Annotated in this window: 16 protein-coding genes; 12 read left to right on the top strand and 4 right to left on the bottom strand. The window is 64.3% G+C overall.

The features are described from left to right. Positions 1-2 precede the first annotated feature (2 nt). Positions 3-800, top strand: coding sequence for a thiazole synthase (locus QEH68_RS14070; protein WP_207594087.1), 798 nt, complete (start codon positions 3-5; stop codon positions 798-800). A 33-nt stretch (positions 801-833) separates the two neighbouring features. After that, positions 834-1,169, top strand: coding sequence for a 4a-hydroxytetrahydrobiopterin dehydratase (locus QEH68_RS14065; protein ID WP_280623169.1), 336 nt, complete (start codon positions 834-836; stop codon positions 1,167-1,169). Positions 1,170-1,261: 92 nt separating this feature from the next. On the opposite strand, the gene QEH68_RS14060 is transcribed toward QEH68_RS14065, so the two are convergent. From QEH68_RS14060 to QEH68_RS14050, 3 genes are read right to left on the bottom strand one after another with little or no spacing between them, the layout of a single operon-like run. Beyond that, the gene (locus tag QEH68_RS14060; protein ID WP_207594085.1) at positions 1,262-1,564 is read right to left on the bottom strand and encodes a hypothetical protein; all 303 of its coding nucleotides are present in this window, start codon (positions 1,562-1,564) and stop codon (positions 1,262-1,264) included. Positions 1,565-1,599: 35 nt separating this feature from the next. Next, positions 1,600-1,824 carry a DUF3107 domain-containing protein gene (locus QEH68_RS14055; protein WP_026539987.1) on the bottom strand — a complete coding sequence of 75 codons (225 nt, stop codon included), beginning with the start codon at positions 1,822-1,824 and terminating at the stop codon, positions 1,600-1,602. Between the two features lie 50 nt (positions 1,825-1,874). Continuing rightward, entirely contained in the window at positions 1,875-2,609 is a 735-nt protein-coding gene (locus QEH68_RS14050) for a TetR/AcrR family transcriptional regulator (protein WP_207594084.1), read from the bottom strand. A 6-nt stretch (positions 2,610-2,615) separates the two neighbouring features. Between QEH68_RS14050 and moeB the strand changes: the two genes are divergently transcribed. Next, positions 2,616-3,818, top strand: a complete 1,203-nt coding sequence (moeB, locus tag QEH68_RS14045; protein WP_280623166.1) for a molybdopterin-synthase adenylyltransferase MoeB — start codon at positions 2,616-2,618, stop codon at positions 3,816-3,818. Positions 3,819-3,896: 78 nt separating this feature from the next. Here the strand turns inward: moeB and QEH68_RS14040 are convergent, their stop codons facing one another. After that, positions 3,897-5,219 (bottom strand): glutamyl-tRNA reductase, encoded by a 1,323-nt coding sequence (locus QEH68_RS14040; protein ID WP_280623165.1) that lies wholly within the window; start codon positions 5,217-5,219, stop codon positions 3,897-3,899. 158 nt (positions 5,220-5,377) lie between these two features. Here QEH68_RS14040 and hemE point away from each other — a divergent pair, with 158 nt between their 5' ends. From hemE to hemL, 9 genes are all read left to right on the top strand, one after another. Further along, the gene (gene hemE, locus QEH68_RS14035; RefSeq protein WP_207594081.1) at positions 5,378-6,493 is read left to right on the top strand and encodes a uroporphyrinogen decarboxylase; all 1,116 of its coding nucleotides are present in this window, start codon (positions 5,378-5,380) and stop codon (positions 6,491-6,493) included. A gap of 5 nt (positions 6,494-6,498) precedes the next feature. Further along, positions 6,499-7,968 carry a protoporphyrinogen oxidase gene (gene hemG, locus QEH68_RS14030; RefSeq protein ID WP_280623164.1) on the top strand — a complete coding sequence of 490 codons (1,470 nt, stop codon included), beginning with the start codon at positions 6,499-6,501 and terminating at the stop codon, positions 7,966-7,968. 72 nt (positions 7,969-8,040) lie between these two features. Beyond that, positions 8,041-8,742, top strand: coding sequence for a hydrogen peroxide-dependent heme synthase (gene hemQ / locus QEH68_RS14025; RefSeq protein WP_207594079.1), 702 nt, complete (start codon positions 8,041-8,043; stop codon positions 8,740-8,742). Then, complete coding sequence (locus QEH68_RS14020) at positions 8,739-9,962, top strand: ferrochelatase (protein ID WP_207594078.1); 1,224 nt, start codon at positions 8,739-8,741, stop codon at positions 9,960-9,962. Before hemQ ends, QEH68_RS14020 begins: the two co-directional genes overlap by 4 nt. Continuing rightward, complete coding sequence (gene hemC / locus QEH68_RS14015) at positions 9,959-10,957, top strand: hydroxymethylbilane synthase (RefSeq protein ID WP_280623163.1); 999 nt, start codon at positions 9,959-9,961, stop codon at positions 10,955-10,957. The genes QEH68_RS14020 and hemC overlap by 4 nt, the downstream gene beginning before the upstream one ends. Positions 10,958-10,994: 37 nt before the next feature. Next, positions 10,995-11,822 (top strand): uroporphyrinogen-III synthase, encoded by an 828-nt coding sequence (locus tag QEH68_RS14010; protein WP_280623162.1) that lies wholly within the window; start codon positions 10,995-10,997, stop codon positions 11,820-11,822. Further along, a complete protein-coding gene (gene hemB, locus QEH68_RS14005; RefSeq protein WP_280623161.1) occupies positions 11,819-12,799 on the top strand; it encodes a porphobilinogen synthase in 981 nt (326 codons plus the stop codon). The genes QEH68_RS14010 and hemB overlap by 4 nt, the downstream gene beginning before the upstream one ends. Further along, a complete protein-coding gene (locus QEH68_RS14000; protein WP_207594074.1) occupies positions 12,799-13,911 on the top strand; it encodes an LLM class flavin-dependent oxidoreductase in 1,113 nt (370 codons plus the stop codon). Before hemB ends, QEH68_RS14000 begins: the two co-directional genes overlap by 1 nt. Before the next feature lie 95 nt (positions 13,912-14,006). Next, complete coding sequence (gene hemL, locus QEH68_RS13995) at positions 14,007-15,326, top strand: glutamate-1-semialdehyde 2,1-aminomutase (protein WP_280623159.1); 1,320 nt, start codon at positions 14,007-14,009, stop codon at positions 15,324-15,326. Positions 15,327-15,402 lie beyond the last annotated feature (76 nt).

Genomic DNA, 15,402 nt, shown 5'->3' with positions numbered 1-15,402 from the left:
TCATGACGACAGCAAACACAGAGGTCATTACTGACGCCCTGGTGATCGACGGCGTCCACTTCGGATCCCGCCTGATCATGGGGACGGGAGGTGCCCCGAGCCTGGACGGTCTGGGCGCTGCGCTCCTGGCGTCCGGGACTGAGCTCACCACAGTAGCCATGAGGCGCTACTCACCCGCTGAAACAGGATCCCTCTTCCAACTCCTGGTGGACCACGGAATCCGGGTGCTGCCCAACACCGCCGGTTGCTTTACTGCCAGAGACGCCGTGATGACCGCTGAACTGGCACGCGAGGCACTGGAAACCGACTGGGTGAAGCTGGAAGTCATCGCCGATGAACACACGCTCCTTCCAGACGCAGTGGAACTCGTCGAGGCAACGGAACAGCTGGTGAACCGTGGATTCAAAGTCTTCGCCTATACCAACGATGATCCCGTCCTGGCACTGCGCCTCGAAAACCTGGGTGCCACCGCAGTGATGCCCCTGGGCTCGCCGATCGGAACCGGTCTGGGGATCCTGAACCCGCACAACATTGAACTCATCGTGTCCCGGGCCTCAGTACCCGTGGTGCTCGATGCCGGAATAGGAACCGCCTCCGATGCTGCCCTCGCCATGGAATTGGGCTGCGACGCCGTGCTTCTGGCCACCGCTGTCACCCGGGCGCAGAACCCGGTGCAAATGGGTGAGGCCTTCAAGCACGCCGTGATCGCCGGTAGGCTGGCCAAGCAGGCAGGCCGGATTCCGCGGCGTGAGCACGCTTTGGCGTCGTCGGCCATGGAGGGCCGGGCAGAGTTCCTCTAAGTGTCCGCCGGGTCTTCGGGAGAAGGAGCAGCAGTGGCAGGGAACCATGACCATCTGACCCAGGCGGATGTCGACGATGCCCTCCGGGAGCTACGCGACTGGAAGTACCAGGGCGGCCTGGTAACCGTCTATAAAACTCCGACGGCGGCCGAAGCGCTGGCCCTCATTGCAGCGATCGGACAGATCGCCGAACACCAAAACCACCATCCGGATCTGGAATGGCGCTACAACAAGGTCCACCTGCGGTACCTGTCCCACGACGCAGGCGGAGAAGTCACCCAACGCGACATCACCGCTGCTGCTTCCGTGAGTGAAGCCGCAGCGGCGCTGGGTGCAATCGCGCAGCCGGAGCGGTATCCGGAACCCTGAACCCAGCTGACCCCGAACCATTGTGACAAGGCGCTAAACGACAGTGACCGCCGCCCGAGGGCGGCGGTCACTGTCGTGTGTTCTTGTTGCTGCTAGAGCTTGAGCGCCTTGGTGAGCGCCGCAGTATCGTGCCGGGTGCGGGTTCGGCCCAGGAAGACCACCACCGCTGCGGCGGCGGCAGTTCCCAGGACGATCGGCAAGACCCAGGGAATCCAGGTTGCCCCGGGCTGGTAGCCCAGGCCGGCACTGATGAACGCAATCCAGCCCAGGGTGCCCACAGCCACCGAAACACCGGCCGGCAAAGCGATGCCGTACTTGCCGTGCCTCTTGTCGTTGGCCCACACGATGAAACCGGTGGCTATGGTGGCCAGAACCACCACGACGAGTGAAAGCATGAAGACTCCTTTGCGGACTGCGTTATGCGGAGGGCCTAGAGGGCACCGAAGCCGACGCGGCGGACTTCCTCTGCGCCGATCTCCACATAGCCCAGGACGCTGCCGGGAACAATGATCTGGCGGCCCTTTTCATCGGTCAGGCGCAATTCCGAGCCCTTGGACACGGCCTCTGCCACGATCTTGGCCACCGCGTCTGCATCCAAAGCGGATTCGAGCACGATTTCACGGCCAACGTTCTGAATGCCGATCTTTACTTCCACAGCAAGGCCTCCAAGCCAATCAAGTATTAAGTCAGTCCTCTATTTGTAGCCTAGGACTCTTTGGGGAATCGACTGATTCCGCGCCAAGCTAAACGATAGATCAGATCACTGGCCACATCGAGGTCAAGGTTTCCGTCCGTTTCAAGCCAGTAGCGTGCGCTGACCTGCGCCATTCCGGCCAGACCACGGCCCAGGAGCTGCGCCTCCAAGGGAGGCAGCTTGGTGTCCTCGGCAATAACATGGGCCACCGCATCAGCGAATGTTTTGTTGAACGTCTCCAAACGGGAACTGACATCGGGATCGTTGATGAGGTCAGATTCGAAGACGAGCCGGTGGGCTTGGTCGTCATCAGCGATGAACCGGTAGTAGGCCCGCATCACGGCCTTCACGCGTTCCTTGTTGTCCGAGGTGGAGTTCAAAGCGCTGAGCATCAGTTCAGTCAGCGCGGCCAAGTGGCTGTCCAAAAGGGCCATGTAGAGCTCACGCTTGGACGGAAAGTGCTGGTACAGCACCGGCTTGCTCACGTGGGCAGCCTCGGCGATCTCGTCCATGGCGGCACCATGGAATCCGTTGGAGACAAAAACTTCCAACGCCGCATTCAGCAACTGCGCCCGGCGCTCGTCGCGCGGCAACCTTGGTGAACGCGTTGAAACAGCCCGTTCCTGCTTGGCCGGTGCCCCATCGTGTGCCCTTGTGCCGTCAGCCACAGTCTGCCGCCTTTCCTTTGCAGTTATGACCACTCTACCGGTGGGTAATATGACCGGGCGGCATCGGCAGGCATACATTGGGGTATGGCCTCAATTGTTGCTGCCCGCCCTGCTGCGCCCGCTATCCTGCCGCCCCTTGTTGAACCGGCCGCCGAACTCACGCCGGCTGAAGTGGAGCGATACTCCCGGCATCTCATCATTCCCGAAATCGGTGCCCTGGGCCAACGCAGGCTTAAGAATGCCAAAGTGCTGGTCATAGGCGCCGGCGGACTTGGTTCTCCGGCATTGTTGTACTTGGCTGCGGCCGGCGTTGGCACACTCGGAATCGTTGACGACGACGTAGTGGACCTCAGCAACCTGCAGCGCCAGGTCATCCATGGCGTGAAGGACGTGGGCATCCCCAAGATCGAGTCGGCCCGCAACGCCATCAACGAACTTAATCCGCTGGTCAACGTCGTCCTGCACGACATCCGGCTGGACTCATCCAACGCCTTGGAGTTGTTTGCGCAGTACGACCTCATCCTCGATGGCGCGGACAACTTCGCCACGCGTTACCTGGTCAACGACGCCGCCGCCATCCTCGGCAAGCCCTATGTCTGGGGCTCCATCTTCCGCTTCGACGGCCAGGTCAGCGTGTTTTGGGCCGAGCACGGACCCACTTACCGGGACCTCTACCCTGAAGCTCCTCCCGCCGGTTCGGTGCCTTCCTGCGGCGAGGGCGGAGTGTTCGGCATGTTATGCGCAGCGGTTGGTTCGCTCATGGTGACCGAAGCCGTGAAGCTGATCACCGGCGTCGGGCGTTCACTGCTGGGACGGGTAGCGCTTTTTGACGCACTTGGCGGCAGCTGGCGCGAGATCAGGGTATCCAAGGACCCGGAAGCCGAACCCATCACGGAGCTGACGGACTACGAAGCTTTCTGCGGTGTGACGCCTTTGGCAGCAACCGACCAGGAACACACTGTGTCCGCGAAGGACCTTGCAGCGATGCTCGCAGAGCGGGAGGCGGGGGAGCGGGACTTCGACTTGGTGGATGTCCGGGAATCGGGGGAGCACAGCATCGTCAGTATTGACGGTTCAGTCCTCATCCCGCAGGGCCGTATTCTCTCGGGTGAAGCGTGGGTGGAGTTGCCCCAGGACAAGGACATCGTTTTCCACTGCAAGGCCGGCACGCGCTCGGCTGCTGTGTTGGAGGCTGCGCGGAAAGCGGGTTACACGCGGGTCAGCCACCTCGACGGCGGTATCCTCGCCTGGGTGCGCGACGTCGAGCCGGCGAAACCTGTTTACTAGGTCGTTTTTCGCCCCCAGCCGTGCCTGGCAGTCCCACATGAGCCGATGCCTGGGGCTCGAGGGCACGGCCCCGTCTGCTCAGGCGCTCTCTGAGCGGAGTTGCTGGTGGTCCACGGGGCATTCGGCGGCCGGGGTTGCAGCCTGGGGCTGTTCCACCTGGATTCCGTAGAGTGCCTCGAGGGCTGCGACGTAGTCATCCTGCTGTCCGTTGGCGGCAAGTTCGCGTGCACGGACTGTGGGGATGTGGAGGAGCTGCTTGACCATGCGGCGGAGTGCGAACTCCACTTCTTCGGCGGCGGCCGTGCAACCGTGACGGGCGCGGACCTTTTCCATCTCGGCGTCCAGGACGTTCATGGTGTGGCGGCGAAGCGCCACGATGGCAGTGTCCACGGAACGCGCTTCGCGTTCGGATTCAAAGGACGCGGCAGCGCCGGTGACGATTGCACTTGCCTGGGACAGCGACTCTGCTTGTTCCTGGGGTGCGGCGAGCCGAACGGACTCAAGCGTCAAGAGCTCAACGCCGTCGAGTTCGCCCACGGCGGGATCGAAATCATGGGTGAGGGCAAGGTCGATGGCGATCAACGGCTTGCCCGACTGTGCACGGACACGGGCGAGGTCTGCGGCCTCTACACGGTTGTCCGATCCGCTGCAGCCGATCATGACGTCAGCTGCGGCAACAGCGGCTGGGAGAGTGTCGGCGTCGAGCGCTGTTCCACCGCGGGTGGCGACGAAACCTTCGGCGCGGCCGGACGACGAGTAGACGGAGATATCAGTACAGCCGCGTTCCCGGAGAAGGGACATCGTGGCGCCTGCGTATGCCCCGGTACCGAAGACCACGACCTTCTTGGCGGACCAGTCATCGTTCTCGGCAAGGTCGGTTGCGAGGTCCAGGGCGACGGACACGATCGAGAGGCCCCGGGAACCGAGGGCGGTTTGCGCGCCAACATCCTTGGCGGTCTTGGAAGCCGCCTGGAAAAGCCGGACGAGGCCGGAGCTCGCGGTGCCCTCCTGCTGGGCTGTAATCAGTGCCCGGCGGACCTGGCCGGCGATTTCGCGTTCGCCCACGACGGCGGAGTCCAGCCCGGCGCTCACGGCAAAGAGGTGGCGGGTGACGTCAGGGCCGGTGTGGGTAGCAAAGGAACGGGAGACGAGTTGCTCGTTCAGGCCGCTCAGTTCACTGATCTGGGAAACGAGGGCGGAGCGGGCTGCTTCGAGGTCCGCCCCGTTGGCCGTTTCGCCGTAAACCTCATAGCGGTTACACGTCGCCAGGACCACGGCACCGGAAACCACCGGGGAGTCCGTCAGGGCTGCCGAGGCAAGCTCAGAGGAACCGTTGCTCAACTGAGCGACAGTTTCGAGGTCGATGTCGGCGTGTGTAGCCACCAATGAGAAAAGAACCACAGCACCCCAATCATAGCTTTTTCGTAGCCCGGTAGAACAATATGGCACCGTGGCGATCCACACGCAGGGGAGTGATCGCCGCCACAAAGGCCCGGGAGGCGCTCAACGTGACAGCTTGTCGTTATCTTTTGCACCGGATTTTCGGCACAATCGAAGGCATGACTTCTAGCTCGGCAGCATCCAAGAGTACGGCCTCCAACGCCCCGGCGGGAACCCTCGACGCCAACCACCCGCTGAAGGACGGCCGGACCTCGGACTCGCCGTTGATTACCGCCTACCGCGGCGGCACGCCGTCCCGCAGGCCCGTGTGGTTCATGCGTCAAGCAGGCCGTTCCCTGCCCGAGTACCTGAAGGTACGCGAAGGCGTGGCGATGCTGGACTCCTGCCTGCGACCGGAACTTGCGGCGGAAATCACGCTCCAGCCGGTTCGCCGCCATGATGTTGATGCGGCCATTTTCTTCTCCGACATCGTGATTCCGCTGAAGCTGGCCGGTGTGGGCGTGGACATCGTCCCCGGTGTTGGACCGGTCCTGGACAAACCTGTCCGCACGGCCGCTGATGTAGCGGCCCTGCCCACGCTGACGTGGGAGGCGCTGGAACCCATCCGCGAAGCCGTCCGCCTGACTGTTGCTGAACTCGGGAAAACCCCGCTTATCGGGTTCGCCGGCGCCCCCTTCACCTTGGCGGCCTACATGGTTGAAGGCAAGCCGTCCCGGGACCACCTCGGACCCCGGACCATGATGCACGCAGATCCTGAAACCTGGGCGGCACTGGCCAACTGGGCCGCCGACACCTCCGGAATGTTCCTCCAGGCCCAGCTCGAAGCGGGTGCTTCGGCTGCGCAGCTCTTCGACTCGTGGGCAGGCTCACTGGGCCTGGCTGATTACACCAAGTACGTCGCGCCGGCGTCCGCCCGGGCGCTGGATCATGTCCGTGGCCTGGGTGCTCCGTTGATTCATTTCGGCACGGGGACGTCTGAGCTCCTGGTCGCGATGCGCGATGTCGGAGTGGACGTGGTGGGCGTGGACTACCGACTCCCCTTGGATGAGGCCAACCGCCGCTTGGGTGGCACCGTTCCGCTGCAGGGAAACATCGATCCCGCACTTCTCTCCGCTCCGTGGGAGGTCCTTGAAGCCCATGTCCGTGAGGTCATTGCGGCCGGAGCCCACGCGCCGGGCCATGTGCTGAACCTGGGCCACGGAGTGCCTCCGGAAACGGATCCCACCGTCCTGACCCGCGTCGTGGAACTCATCCACTCCATCCCTTCGGAGTAGTGCCGATGCGCGGGGGACACCCAACGCCAAAGCCACCGGCCGACAGGCCGTCCGCCGTTGTGGTGGGCGGCGGCGTCTCAGGCCTGATTGCTGCCCGTGAACTTGCCATGGGCGGCTTTGCCGTCACTATCCTGGAAGCGGGCGACGCCTGGGGCGGCTGCGTGGGAAGCCATGTCGTTGCCGGGCTGCAGCTTGACAGTGGGGCGGAATCGTTTGCCACCCGGTCGCCGGCTGTTGCCAATCTCGCCGGAGAGCTGGGCCTGGCGGACAAAATCGTTTCCCCGCACCCCGGAGGTGCCTGGGTGCAATTACCCGACGGGCCGCAGGAACTACCCAAAACGGGAGTCCTGGGCATCCCCGCCAATCCTTGGGATCCGGAAGTCCGCCGTTCCTTGGGACTCGCCGGAGCCATCCGTGCCTCGTTGGACACCTGGCTTCCGGCGTCCTTTGGTACGTCCTCGGAGGTCACCAGTGTTTCCGCGCTTGTGCGGAGCCGTATGGGCAAGAGGGTCCTTGACCGGCTGGTTTCCCCGGTGGTGGGCGGTGTCCATTCGGCCGACCCCGGTCTTCTGGATGTGGACATGGTTGCGCCAGGCCTGCGGGCGGGCATTCGTCAGCATGGCTCACTGGCCGCCGCTGTGGCGGCCCAGCGCAGGGCCGCCGCTGGCTCCGCATCCGGCCCGGCCAAGGCTGGATCCGCCGTCGCCGGTTTGCAAGGTGGCATGCATTCGCTGGTGACTGCGCTCGTGGCGGACCTGCGCGGACGCGGCGTCGGGCTGATGACCGGAAAGCGCGCCGACGCAGTCGCCAAGACCCCGGACGGCTGGCGGGTCACCGCCGGAGGTTCCACGTACGACGCCGGCCGGTTGGTGGTTGCGCTCGACGGCCCGGCCGCCGTCGGGCTTCTTGAGCAGTCCTTGCCGGAACTGTCCGGCTTGCGTCCGGCACCCGGACCGCTGGTGAGCCTCGTGACCATGGTGGTGGACCTTCCCGAGCTTGACAGCAGGCCCCGCGGGACCGGAATTTTGGTGGCACCACAAACTCCCGGAATCATGGCCAAGGCGTTGACCCACGCGACAGCCAAATGGGACTGGTTGGCGGGCGAAGCCGGGCCGGGGACGCATGTCCTGCGCCTGTCCTATGGCCGGCGTGAAGAAGCTGCCGGGGGAGCGGACATCATCCTGGATGATGAGGCACTCCTTGCCGCGGCGCTGATGGATGCCTCCGCGTTGTTGACGGTGCCGGTCTCCCGGGCGGACATCGTGGATTGGGATGTGGTGCGGTGGGCCGGAGCCTTGCCGTTCGCCGCCGTCGGTCATAAACAGCGGGTCGGGCACGTGCGCGCTGTGTGTGCCGCGGCCTCCGGTTTGACGGTGGTTGGAGGCTGGTTGGCGGGGAATGGCCTGGCTGCCGTGGTGGCCGACACCCGGACACAGCTCGCCGCAGCCGTAGCCGAGAATGCCTCAAAACTGTGATTTGCATCACTTCTACGTGTTGTAGAACTGATCCGTTTCGACTTAGGGGCTGGCACGGGGCAAACTTGAACCATGAGCCACACTTCTGCCGAATCTGTCACTAAAACTGCTGAAACCGAAGAACAGTTCTACACGCTGTGGACGGTCTTCAAGCGATCGGCCGACGTCCTGCGCAGCGGCGATGCTGCCCAGGAATTCGACGCCCTTGCGGAGAAGCTCGCTGAGGGTGGAGTAATCCTCCGCGGCAGCTACGACGTCTCGGCGATGCGCTCGGATGCGGACATCATGGTGTGGCTCCACGGGCCCAAGCCGGAGGACCTGCAGGCCGCCGTCCGCTCCATCCGCCGCAGCAAGCTTTTCGCCGGCACCGACATCGTTTGGTCTGCCATGGGCGTGCACCGCGAAGCCGAGTTCTCCAAGAGCCACGTGCCGGCATACGCCCGCGGCGTTGAACCGAGCACCTGGCTCTGCGTCTACCCGTTCGTCCGCTCCTACGAGTGGTACCTGCTTCCGACGGACGAACGCGGCAAGATGCTCCGCGACCACGGACTGCTGGGACGCGAATTCCCGCAGGTCATCTCCAATACTGTGTCCTCCTTCGCGCTGGGTGACTGGGAATGGATCCTTGGCCTCGAAGCACCTGAACTGGTGGACCTGGTAGACCTGATGCGCCACCTGCGGGCCACCGAAGCCCGCCACCATGTTCGCGAAGAAATCCCCTTCTACACCGGCCGCCGGGTCACGGCTGCCGAGATTGCCGAGGTTCTCGCATGACCAGCCCCGCTGTCTCCACCGCAACGAACGCCGTCACTGAGCGTGGGCGCCAGGAAGCCAAGCACTATGATGCCGTGCTGCTCGCTTCCTTTGGCGGACCTGAAGGGCAGGATGACGTCATCCCGTTCCTGCGCAACGTCACCCGTGGCCGTGGCATCCCGGATGAGCGACTGGAAGAGGTATCCCACCACTACCGCGCCTTCGGCGGCATCAGCCCCATCAACCAGCAGAACCGTGAGCTGAAGGCCGCCATTGAGGCCGAGCTGGCCCGCCGCGACATCGAACTGCCGGTCCTTTGGGGTAACCGCAACTGGGATCCTTACATCGCTCCTGTACTCCAGGACGCTTACGACGCCGGACATCGCCGGCTCCTGATGCTCACCACCAGCATCTACTCCTGTTACTCCAGCTGCCGCCAGTACCGCGAAGACATCGGCGTTGCACTGACGGAAACAGGATTGGACGGCAAGCTCCAGGTGGACAAGATCCGCCAGTACTTCGACCACCCCGGCGTCGTCCAGCCCTTCCTGGAGGGTACGTCTGCGGGCTTGGAAGAGATCCGTGGCAAGCTTGCCGCTGCCGGTGAGTCAGATCCCGATTCAAAGATCCGCGTATTGTTCGCTACGCACTCCATCCCTACGCGGGATGCCGAAGCCGCTGGCAGGTCGGAGGACGAGCCCCGCGAATTCGCCGAAGGTTCGGCTTATGCTGCGCAGCACCTGGCCAATGCCAAGGCCATCATGGATGTCGTGGCCCCCCACGTCGCCTGGGACTTGGTGTACCAGTCCCGGTCCGGCGCCCCGCACATCCCGTGGCTTGAGCCGGACATCAACGACCACCTTGAGGAAATCGCCCCCGATGGCGTCCGCGGCGTCGTCATTGTTCCCCTCGGGTTCGTCAGCGATCACATGGAAGTTGCCTGGGACCTCGACACCGAAGCCCTGGAAACCTGCAAGAACCTGGGCATTGAAGCAACCCGTGTTCCCACCCCGGGTACGCACGCGGCGTTCGTGTCCGGCCTGGTGGACCTGATCTGCGAACGCACGGTGGAGAACAACATCGCCGAGCGCCCCCACGTCACGGACCTCGGACCGTGGTACGACGTTTGCCGCCCCAACTGCTGCGAGAACTTCCGTGGAGCGAAGCCTGCTATTTCAGAAGTTGGCACCACGGTGGGCATCGGCCACGACGCCTACCCGGCTGCGGAGGCTGCCAAGTGACCGTTCGCATCGGCACCAGGGCCAGCAAGCTGGCACTGACGCAGACGCAGCAGACGGCGGACAAGTTGTCTGCGGTTGGCGGCTTCCCGGTAGAGCTGGTTCACATCAAGACCGAGGGCGACGTCAAAACCGGTTCCCTTTCCCAGATGGGCGGAACAGGTGTGTTCGTCGCCGCCTTGCGTGACGCGCTGCTGGCTGACACGTGCGATGTCGCGGTGCACTCCCTCAAGGACCTGCCCACCGGCGCAGCCCTTGGCCTGAGCATCGCTGCAACACCCAAGCGGGTGGATGTCCGTGATGTTCTCTGCGCACGGGACGGGATGACGCTCTCTGAGCTGCCGGGCGGTGCCAAAGTAGGTACAGGCTCACCACGCCGCGCTGCCCAACTCCGGGCAGCCCGGCCCGATATCGAGGTCTTGGACATCCGCGGCAACGTCGATACCCGCCTCGGCCGGGTTCCCGGCCTCCCGGGCAACATCACGGATGAGGTTGTGCCGGGTAAGTCCTGCGACCTCGACGCAGTGGTGTTGGCCGCCGCTGGATTGGAACGAATGGACCGGCTGGACACCGTCAGTGAGTTCTTCGAAACCAACGTCATGTTGCCCGCACCCGGGCAAGGTGCGTTGGCCATCGAATGCCGAACTGGGGATGCTCCGCGCCAGCCAGGGTCCACCGCGGGTTCAAACGGCGTGCTGGCCCAGGCCTTGGCGGCATTAAACGACGACGACACCCGGCTGGCGGTGACAGCCGAGCGTGCCGTGTTGGCCAGGCTCGAAGCGGGCTGCGCTGCTCCGGTGGGTGCCTACGCCTTCCGCAAGGGCAGCATTCTGCACCTGGAGGCAGTGGTCTGCGCTGTGGATGGCACCAAGACCGTTCGTGAGAAAAAAGCCACCGATGGCCTCACGGAAGTCGGCGCCACGTTGCTCGGCATCGAGGTGGCTGAGTTGTTGCTCGCTGCCGGTGCCGCGGAGATCGCGGACCTTGCCGCGTCCTGAACCGCATGATCCACGAGGGCTAACCGGTCGGCGCATCTTGATCACCAGGAGCGCCGACCGTGCCAAGCCGCTGGCGTCGTTGCTGACCAGCCTCGGCGCCGCACCCTTGGTGCTGCCCCTGATCGATTTTGAACGGGCAAAAGACCAGGCACCCCTGGACGATTCCCTCGACCGCCTGGCTGCCGGTGAATTCGATTGGTTGGTGATCAGCAGCATCACCAGTGCCCGAGTCCTTCTTGAGAAGGCTGCAGAGCGGGGCACAACCCCGGCAGCCCTGGTTCCGGCAGCCACCCGGGTGGCGACCATCGGGCCGTCCTCGTTGCGGGTCTTGGAATCCATTGGCCTCTCCGTCCACCTGGCGCCGACGGAGCGTCAGTCTGCTGACGGCCTGGTGGAACTGTGGGAGCCCGCGCCGGCCCGGGTGCTCCTGCCCCAAGCAGATATCGCGGCACCCGGCCTTCGGGAAGGCCTGGCGTCAAAAGGTGCTGACGTGACCTCCGTGGTTGCCTACCACACCGTGGACTACCCGGCCGGGACGGGACGTCGCCTGACGGCGGAACTGCCGCCCGCCGTCGAGGTTTCCGAGGACAGCGTGCTGCCAATGCTCAGCCCGGAAGAAGCACGGGCCAGCCTCAAGGCAGGCACTGTGGACGCCGTGGTGGCTGCTTCGCCCAGCGCCGTACGCCGCATCGCCCAAACCTTGCCGCCGCTGGGCAGGTGCCACTTGATTGCCATCGGGCGTCCGACGGCGGGTGAGGCCTCGCGTCTTGGCCTCACCGTGGCCGCCACAGCCAAAGAACCAACCCCGGACGGCATCGTGGCCGCCTTGGAATCTGTTTTCGCCAACGAAGGGAACCCGCAATGAGCTTTCCAAACCATCGTCCCCGCCGTCTGCGCACCACTCCCGCCATGCGCAGGCTCACCGCAGAGAACCGGCTGGCACCTGCAGACCTGATCCTCCCGGCGTTCATCCGGGAGGGCCTCACCGAACCAAGCCCCATCAGCTCCATGCCGGGTGTGGTCCAGCACACCACTGATTCCCTGAAACGCGCTGCATCCGAAGCTGTGGAGCTTGGTGTGGGCGGCATCATGCTGTTTGGCGTCCCCTCCGTGCGCGATGCGCAGGGCACGGCCTCACTCGACCCGGAAGGCGTCCTGAACAAGGCCATCCGCGACGTCAAGGCTGAGGTGGGGGATGACTTGGTCATCATGGGCGACGTTTGCCTGGACGAGTTCACGGACCATGGCCACTGCGGGGTCCTCGATGCCGATGGCTATGTGGACAACGACGCCACCCTGGAGATCTACGGACAGATGGCTGTAGCCCAGGCCGATGCGGGGGCCCATGTACTGGGACCCTCAGGCATGATGGATGGCCAGATCGCTGTCATCCGTCAGGCGTTGGAGGAATCCGGCCACAAGAACACCGCGGTCCTTGCCTACGCAGCCAAGTATGCGTCGGCGTTCTACGGCCCGTTCCGTGAAGCAGTCGATTCCCAGCTCAAGGGCGATCGTCGGACCTACCAGATGGACGCAGCAAACCGCCGGGAAGCCATCCTGGAGGTTGAACTGGACCTTGAAGAGGGTGCCGACATGGTGATGGTAAAGCCGGCCATGAGCTACCTGGATATCCTGGCCGACGTCGCAGCCATGAGCCCGGTACCTGTCTCGGCCTACCAAATCTCCGGCGAGTACGCCATGATCGAAGCTGCTGCGGCCAACGGCTGGATCGACAGGCGCGGTGCCATCACCGAATCCGTCCTGGGAATCAAGCGTGCCGGAGCCGATACCGTGCTGACCTATTGGGCCTCCGAACTGGCAGGCTGGCTGAAGGAGTCCTGATGACATCCGTTCCCTCCGACCCCGGCGCCTCCCCGGATCGCGGCGGGCCGTCCGACCCCGCCGCGCCGGTAGCTGCCAACCACATCCTCCTGGGGCTGAACACTTTTGGCGATGCCGGCGTCGACGCCGACGGGAACCCCAAAGAACACGCCCGCGTCCTCCGCGAGTTGCTCGAAGAAGCGAAGTTGGCCGACGCCGTCGGGATCCATGCCTTCGGGGTAGGGGAACACCATCGCCGGGACTTCGCAGTCTCCGCACCCGAGGTCTTCCTTGCCGCCGCCGCCGCAGTGACATCCCGGATTCGCCTCGGCTCGGCTGTTACGGTGCTGAGCTCGGATGATCCCATTCGAGTTTTCCAGCGCTTCTCCACTGTGGATGCGCTGTCCAACGGCAGGGCTGAAGTGATGCTGGGCCGGGGCTCGTTCATTGAATCCTTCCCGCTCTTCGGCCTCGACCTGGCTGACTACGAGGTCCTTTTCGAGGAGAAGCTGGAGCTCTTCGACAAGGTTCGTGCCCAGAAGCCGGTCCACTGGGAGGGCCGTACCCGGCCCAATGTCAATGGACTCCAGGTGTACCCGAAATTGCAGCACCATTTGCTGCCGGCCTGGATTGGCGTAGGCGGAACACCCGAGTCCGTGCTGCGCTGTGCCGAATACGGCTACCCGATCATTTTCGCCATCATCGGGGGAGAACCCCGCCGCTTTGCCCCGCTGGTGAACCTCTACCGCGATGCGATGGCGAAGTACGGACACCCGATGCGCCAGATCGCAACGCACTCGCCGGGCTTCATTGCCGATACGGATGAGGCCGCCCGGGAGGAGCTCTTCCCGCATTGGCTGGACCAGCGCAACAGGATCGGCGCTGAGCGCGGCTGGGGTCCTGGAAACCGCGGTGAATTCGAGGCCATGTGCGGCCCCGAAGGCGCCCTCTACGTGGGTTCGCCGGAAACCGTTGCGCAGAAGATCGTCCTCCTCAAACGCACCCTGGGTGTGGACCGCTTCGACCTGAAGTACAGCAACGGGACCCTGCCCCACCAATCCATGATGCGTTGCATTGAGCTCTATGGCACCGAGGTGGCCCCGCGGGTTGCCCGGCTGCTTGCTTCCGAATAGGCGCACACGACGCAGACCGGCTGCCCCTGAATCACAGACCGGCTGCTCCTGAATCACAGACCGGCTGCTCCTGAATCACTGAAAGAATAGGAACCATGACTTCCAACACCCCTGTGTCCGATCAGCTCTTCGACCGCGCCCGGTCCCTCATGCCTGGTGGCGTGAACTCCCCGGTCCGTGCCTTTGGATCCGTCGGTGGCAACCCGAAGTTCATGGTTTCGGCCAAGGGCGCCTACCTCACGGACGCCGACGGCAAGGAGTACGTGGACCTTGTCTGCTCCTGGGGCCCTGCGCTGCTGGGCCATGCCCACCCTGCCGTACTCGAAGCCGTGCACGCCGCCGTGGACCGCGGCCTGTCCTTCGGTGCTTCCACTCCGGATGAGGCCAACCTGGCCGAGATCGTCAAGGACCGCGTATCCGCCGTTGAGCGCCTGCGCATGGTGTCCACCGGCACCGAGGCGACCATGACCGCCGTACGCCTCGCCCGTGGCTTCACCGGCCGCAACCTGGTCATCAAGTTCGCTGGCTGCTACCACGGCCACTTGGACGGTTTGCTGGCCGCCGCAGGTTCCGGTGTTGCCACCCTGGCCCTTCCAGGCTCGGCCGGCGTCACCGAGGCAACAGCAGCTGAAACCTTGGTCCTGCCTTACAACGATCTCGCCGCAGTTGAGGCTGCCTTCGCCACGCACGGTAACAACATTGCCGCAGTGATCACGGAAGCGGCTCCCGCCAACATGGGCGTTGTCACACCAGGAGAGGGGTTCAACGCAGGGCTGTCCCGCATCACCAAGGAGCACGGGGCCCTCCTGATCGTGGATGAAGTCCTGACCGGGTTCCGCACTGGCTACTCCGGCTACTGGGGCCTGACAGGCCGCCAGGAAGGGTGGGCGCCTGACCTGCTCACCTTCGGCAAAGTCATCGGCGGCGGAATGCCGACGGCGGCACTCGGCGGCCGTGCCGACGTCATGGACTACCTTGCTCCCGTTGGCCCGGTCTACCAGGCCGGCACGCTGTCCGGAAACCCCGTGGCCATGGCGGCCGGCGTAGCCACGCTGACCCATGCAACACCGGAGGTCTACGCCTACGTTGATGCCCGCTCGCTGGAACTCTCCGCGGCACTTTCGTCAGCTCTGGATGCTGCAGGCGTTGACCACTCCATCCAGCGGGCAGGGAACCTGTTCTCGGTCGCCTTTGGTACCTCGGCCCACGGCGTGCACAATTACGACGACGCGCAGGCTCAGGAGAGCTTCCGCTACGCACCGTTCTTCCACTCCATGCTGGACTCGGGCGTTTACCTGCCGCCGTCCGTCTTCGAAGCATGGTTCCTGTCTGCTGCCCATGACGACGCAGCAATGAACCGTATTTTCGAGGCGCTTCCCGCAGCTGCACAGGCTGCTGCCGGCGCCACGGCCTGACCCTGCTGATGCCCCGGGCTGGTGCGGAAGGCACTTGCCCGGGGCATTGCTGTGTCCGCAAGGGGTAGGCTCGTAG

Origin of the sequence: Paenarthrobacter sp. OM7 (assembly GCF_029873575.1) — a bacterium.
Taxonomy (GTDB): Bacteria; Actinomycetota; Actinomycetes; order Actinomycetales; family Micrococcaceae; genus Arthrobacter.
The sequence above is the reverse complement of the archived record's forward strand: the minus strand, read 5'-3'. Positions and strand labels throughout refer to the sequence as shown.

What these genes read in the sequence shown, in the direction of transcription:
- QEH68_RS14070 (WP_207594087.1), top strand. Translation starts at nt 3, where the DNA reads ATGACGACAGCAAACACAGAGGTCATTACTGACGCCCTGGTGATCGAC.
- QEH68_RS14060 (WP_207594085.1), bottom strand. Translation starts at nt 1,564, where the DNA reads ATGCTTTCACTCGTCGTGGTGGTTCTGGCCACCATAGCCACCGGTTTC.
- QEH68_RS14050 (WP_207594084.1), bottom strand. Translation starts at nt 2,609, where the DNA reads ATGTATGCCTGCCGATGCCGCCCGGTCATATTACCCACCGGTAGAGTG.
- moeB (WP_280623166.1), top strand. Translation starts at nt 2,616, where the DNA reads ATGGCCTCAATTGTTGCTGCCCGCCCTGCTGCGCCCGCTATCCTGCCG.
- hemE (WP_207594081.1), top strand. Translation starts at nt 5,378, where the DNA reads ATGACTTCTAGCTCGGCAGCATCCAAGAGTACGGCCTCCAACGCCCCG.
- hemG (WP_280623164.1), top strand. Translation starts at nt 6,499, where the DNA reads ATGCGCGGGGGACACCCAACGCCAAAGCCACCGGCCGACAGGCCGTCC.
- hemQ (WP_207594079.1), top strand. Translation starts at nt 8,041, where the DNA reads ATGAGCCACACTTCTGCCGAATCTGTCACTAAAACTGCTGAAACCGAA.
- QEH68_RS14020 (WP_207594078.1), top strand. Translation starts at nt 8,739, where the DNA reads ATGACCAGCCCCGCTGTCTCCACCGCAACGAACGCCGTCACTGAGCGT.
- hemB (WP_280623161.1), top strand. Translation starts at nt 11,819, where the DNA reads ATGAGCTTTCCAAACCATCGTCCCCGCCGTCTGCGCACCACTCCCGCC.
- QEH68_RS14000 (WP_207594074.1), top strand. Translation starts at nt 12,799, where the DNA reads ATGACATCCGTTCCCTCCGACCCCGGCGCCTCCCCGGATCGCGGCGGG.
- hemL (WP_280623159.1), top strand. Translation starts at nt 14,007, where the DNA reads ATGACTTCCAACACCCCTGTGTCCGATCAGCTCTTCGACCGCGCCCGG.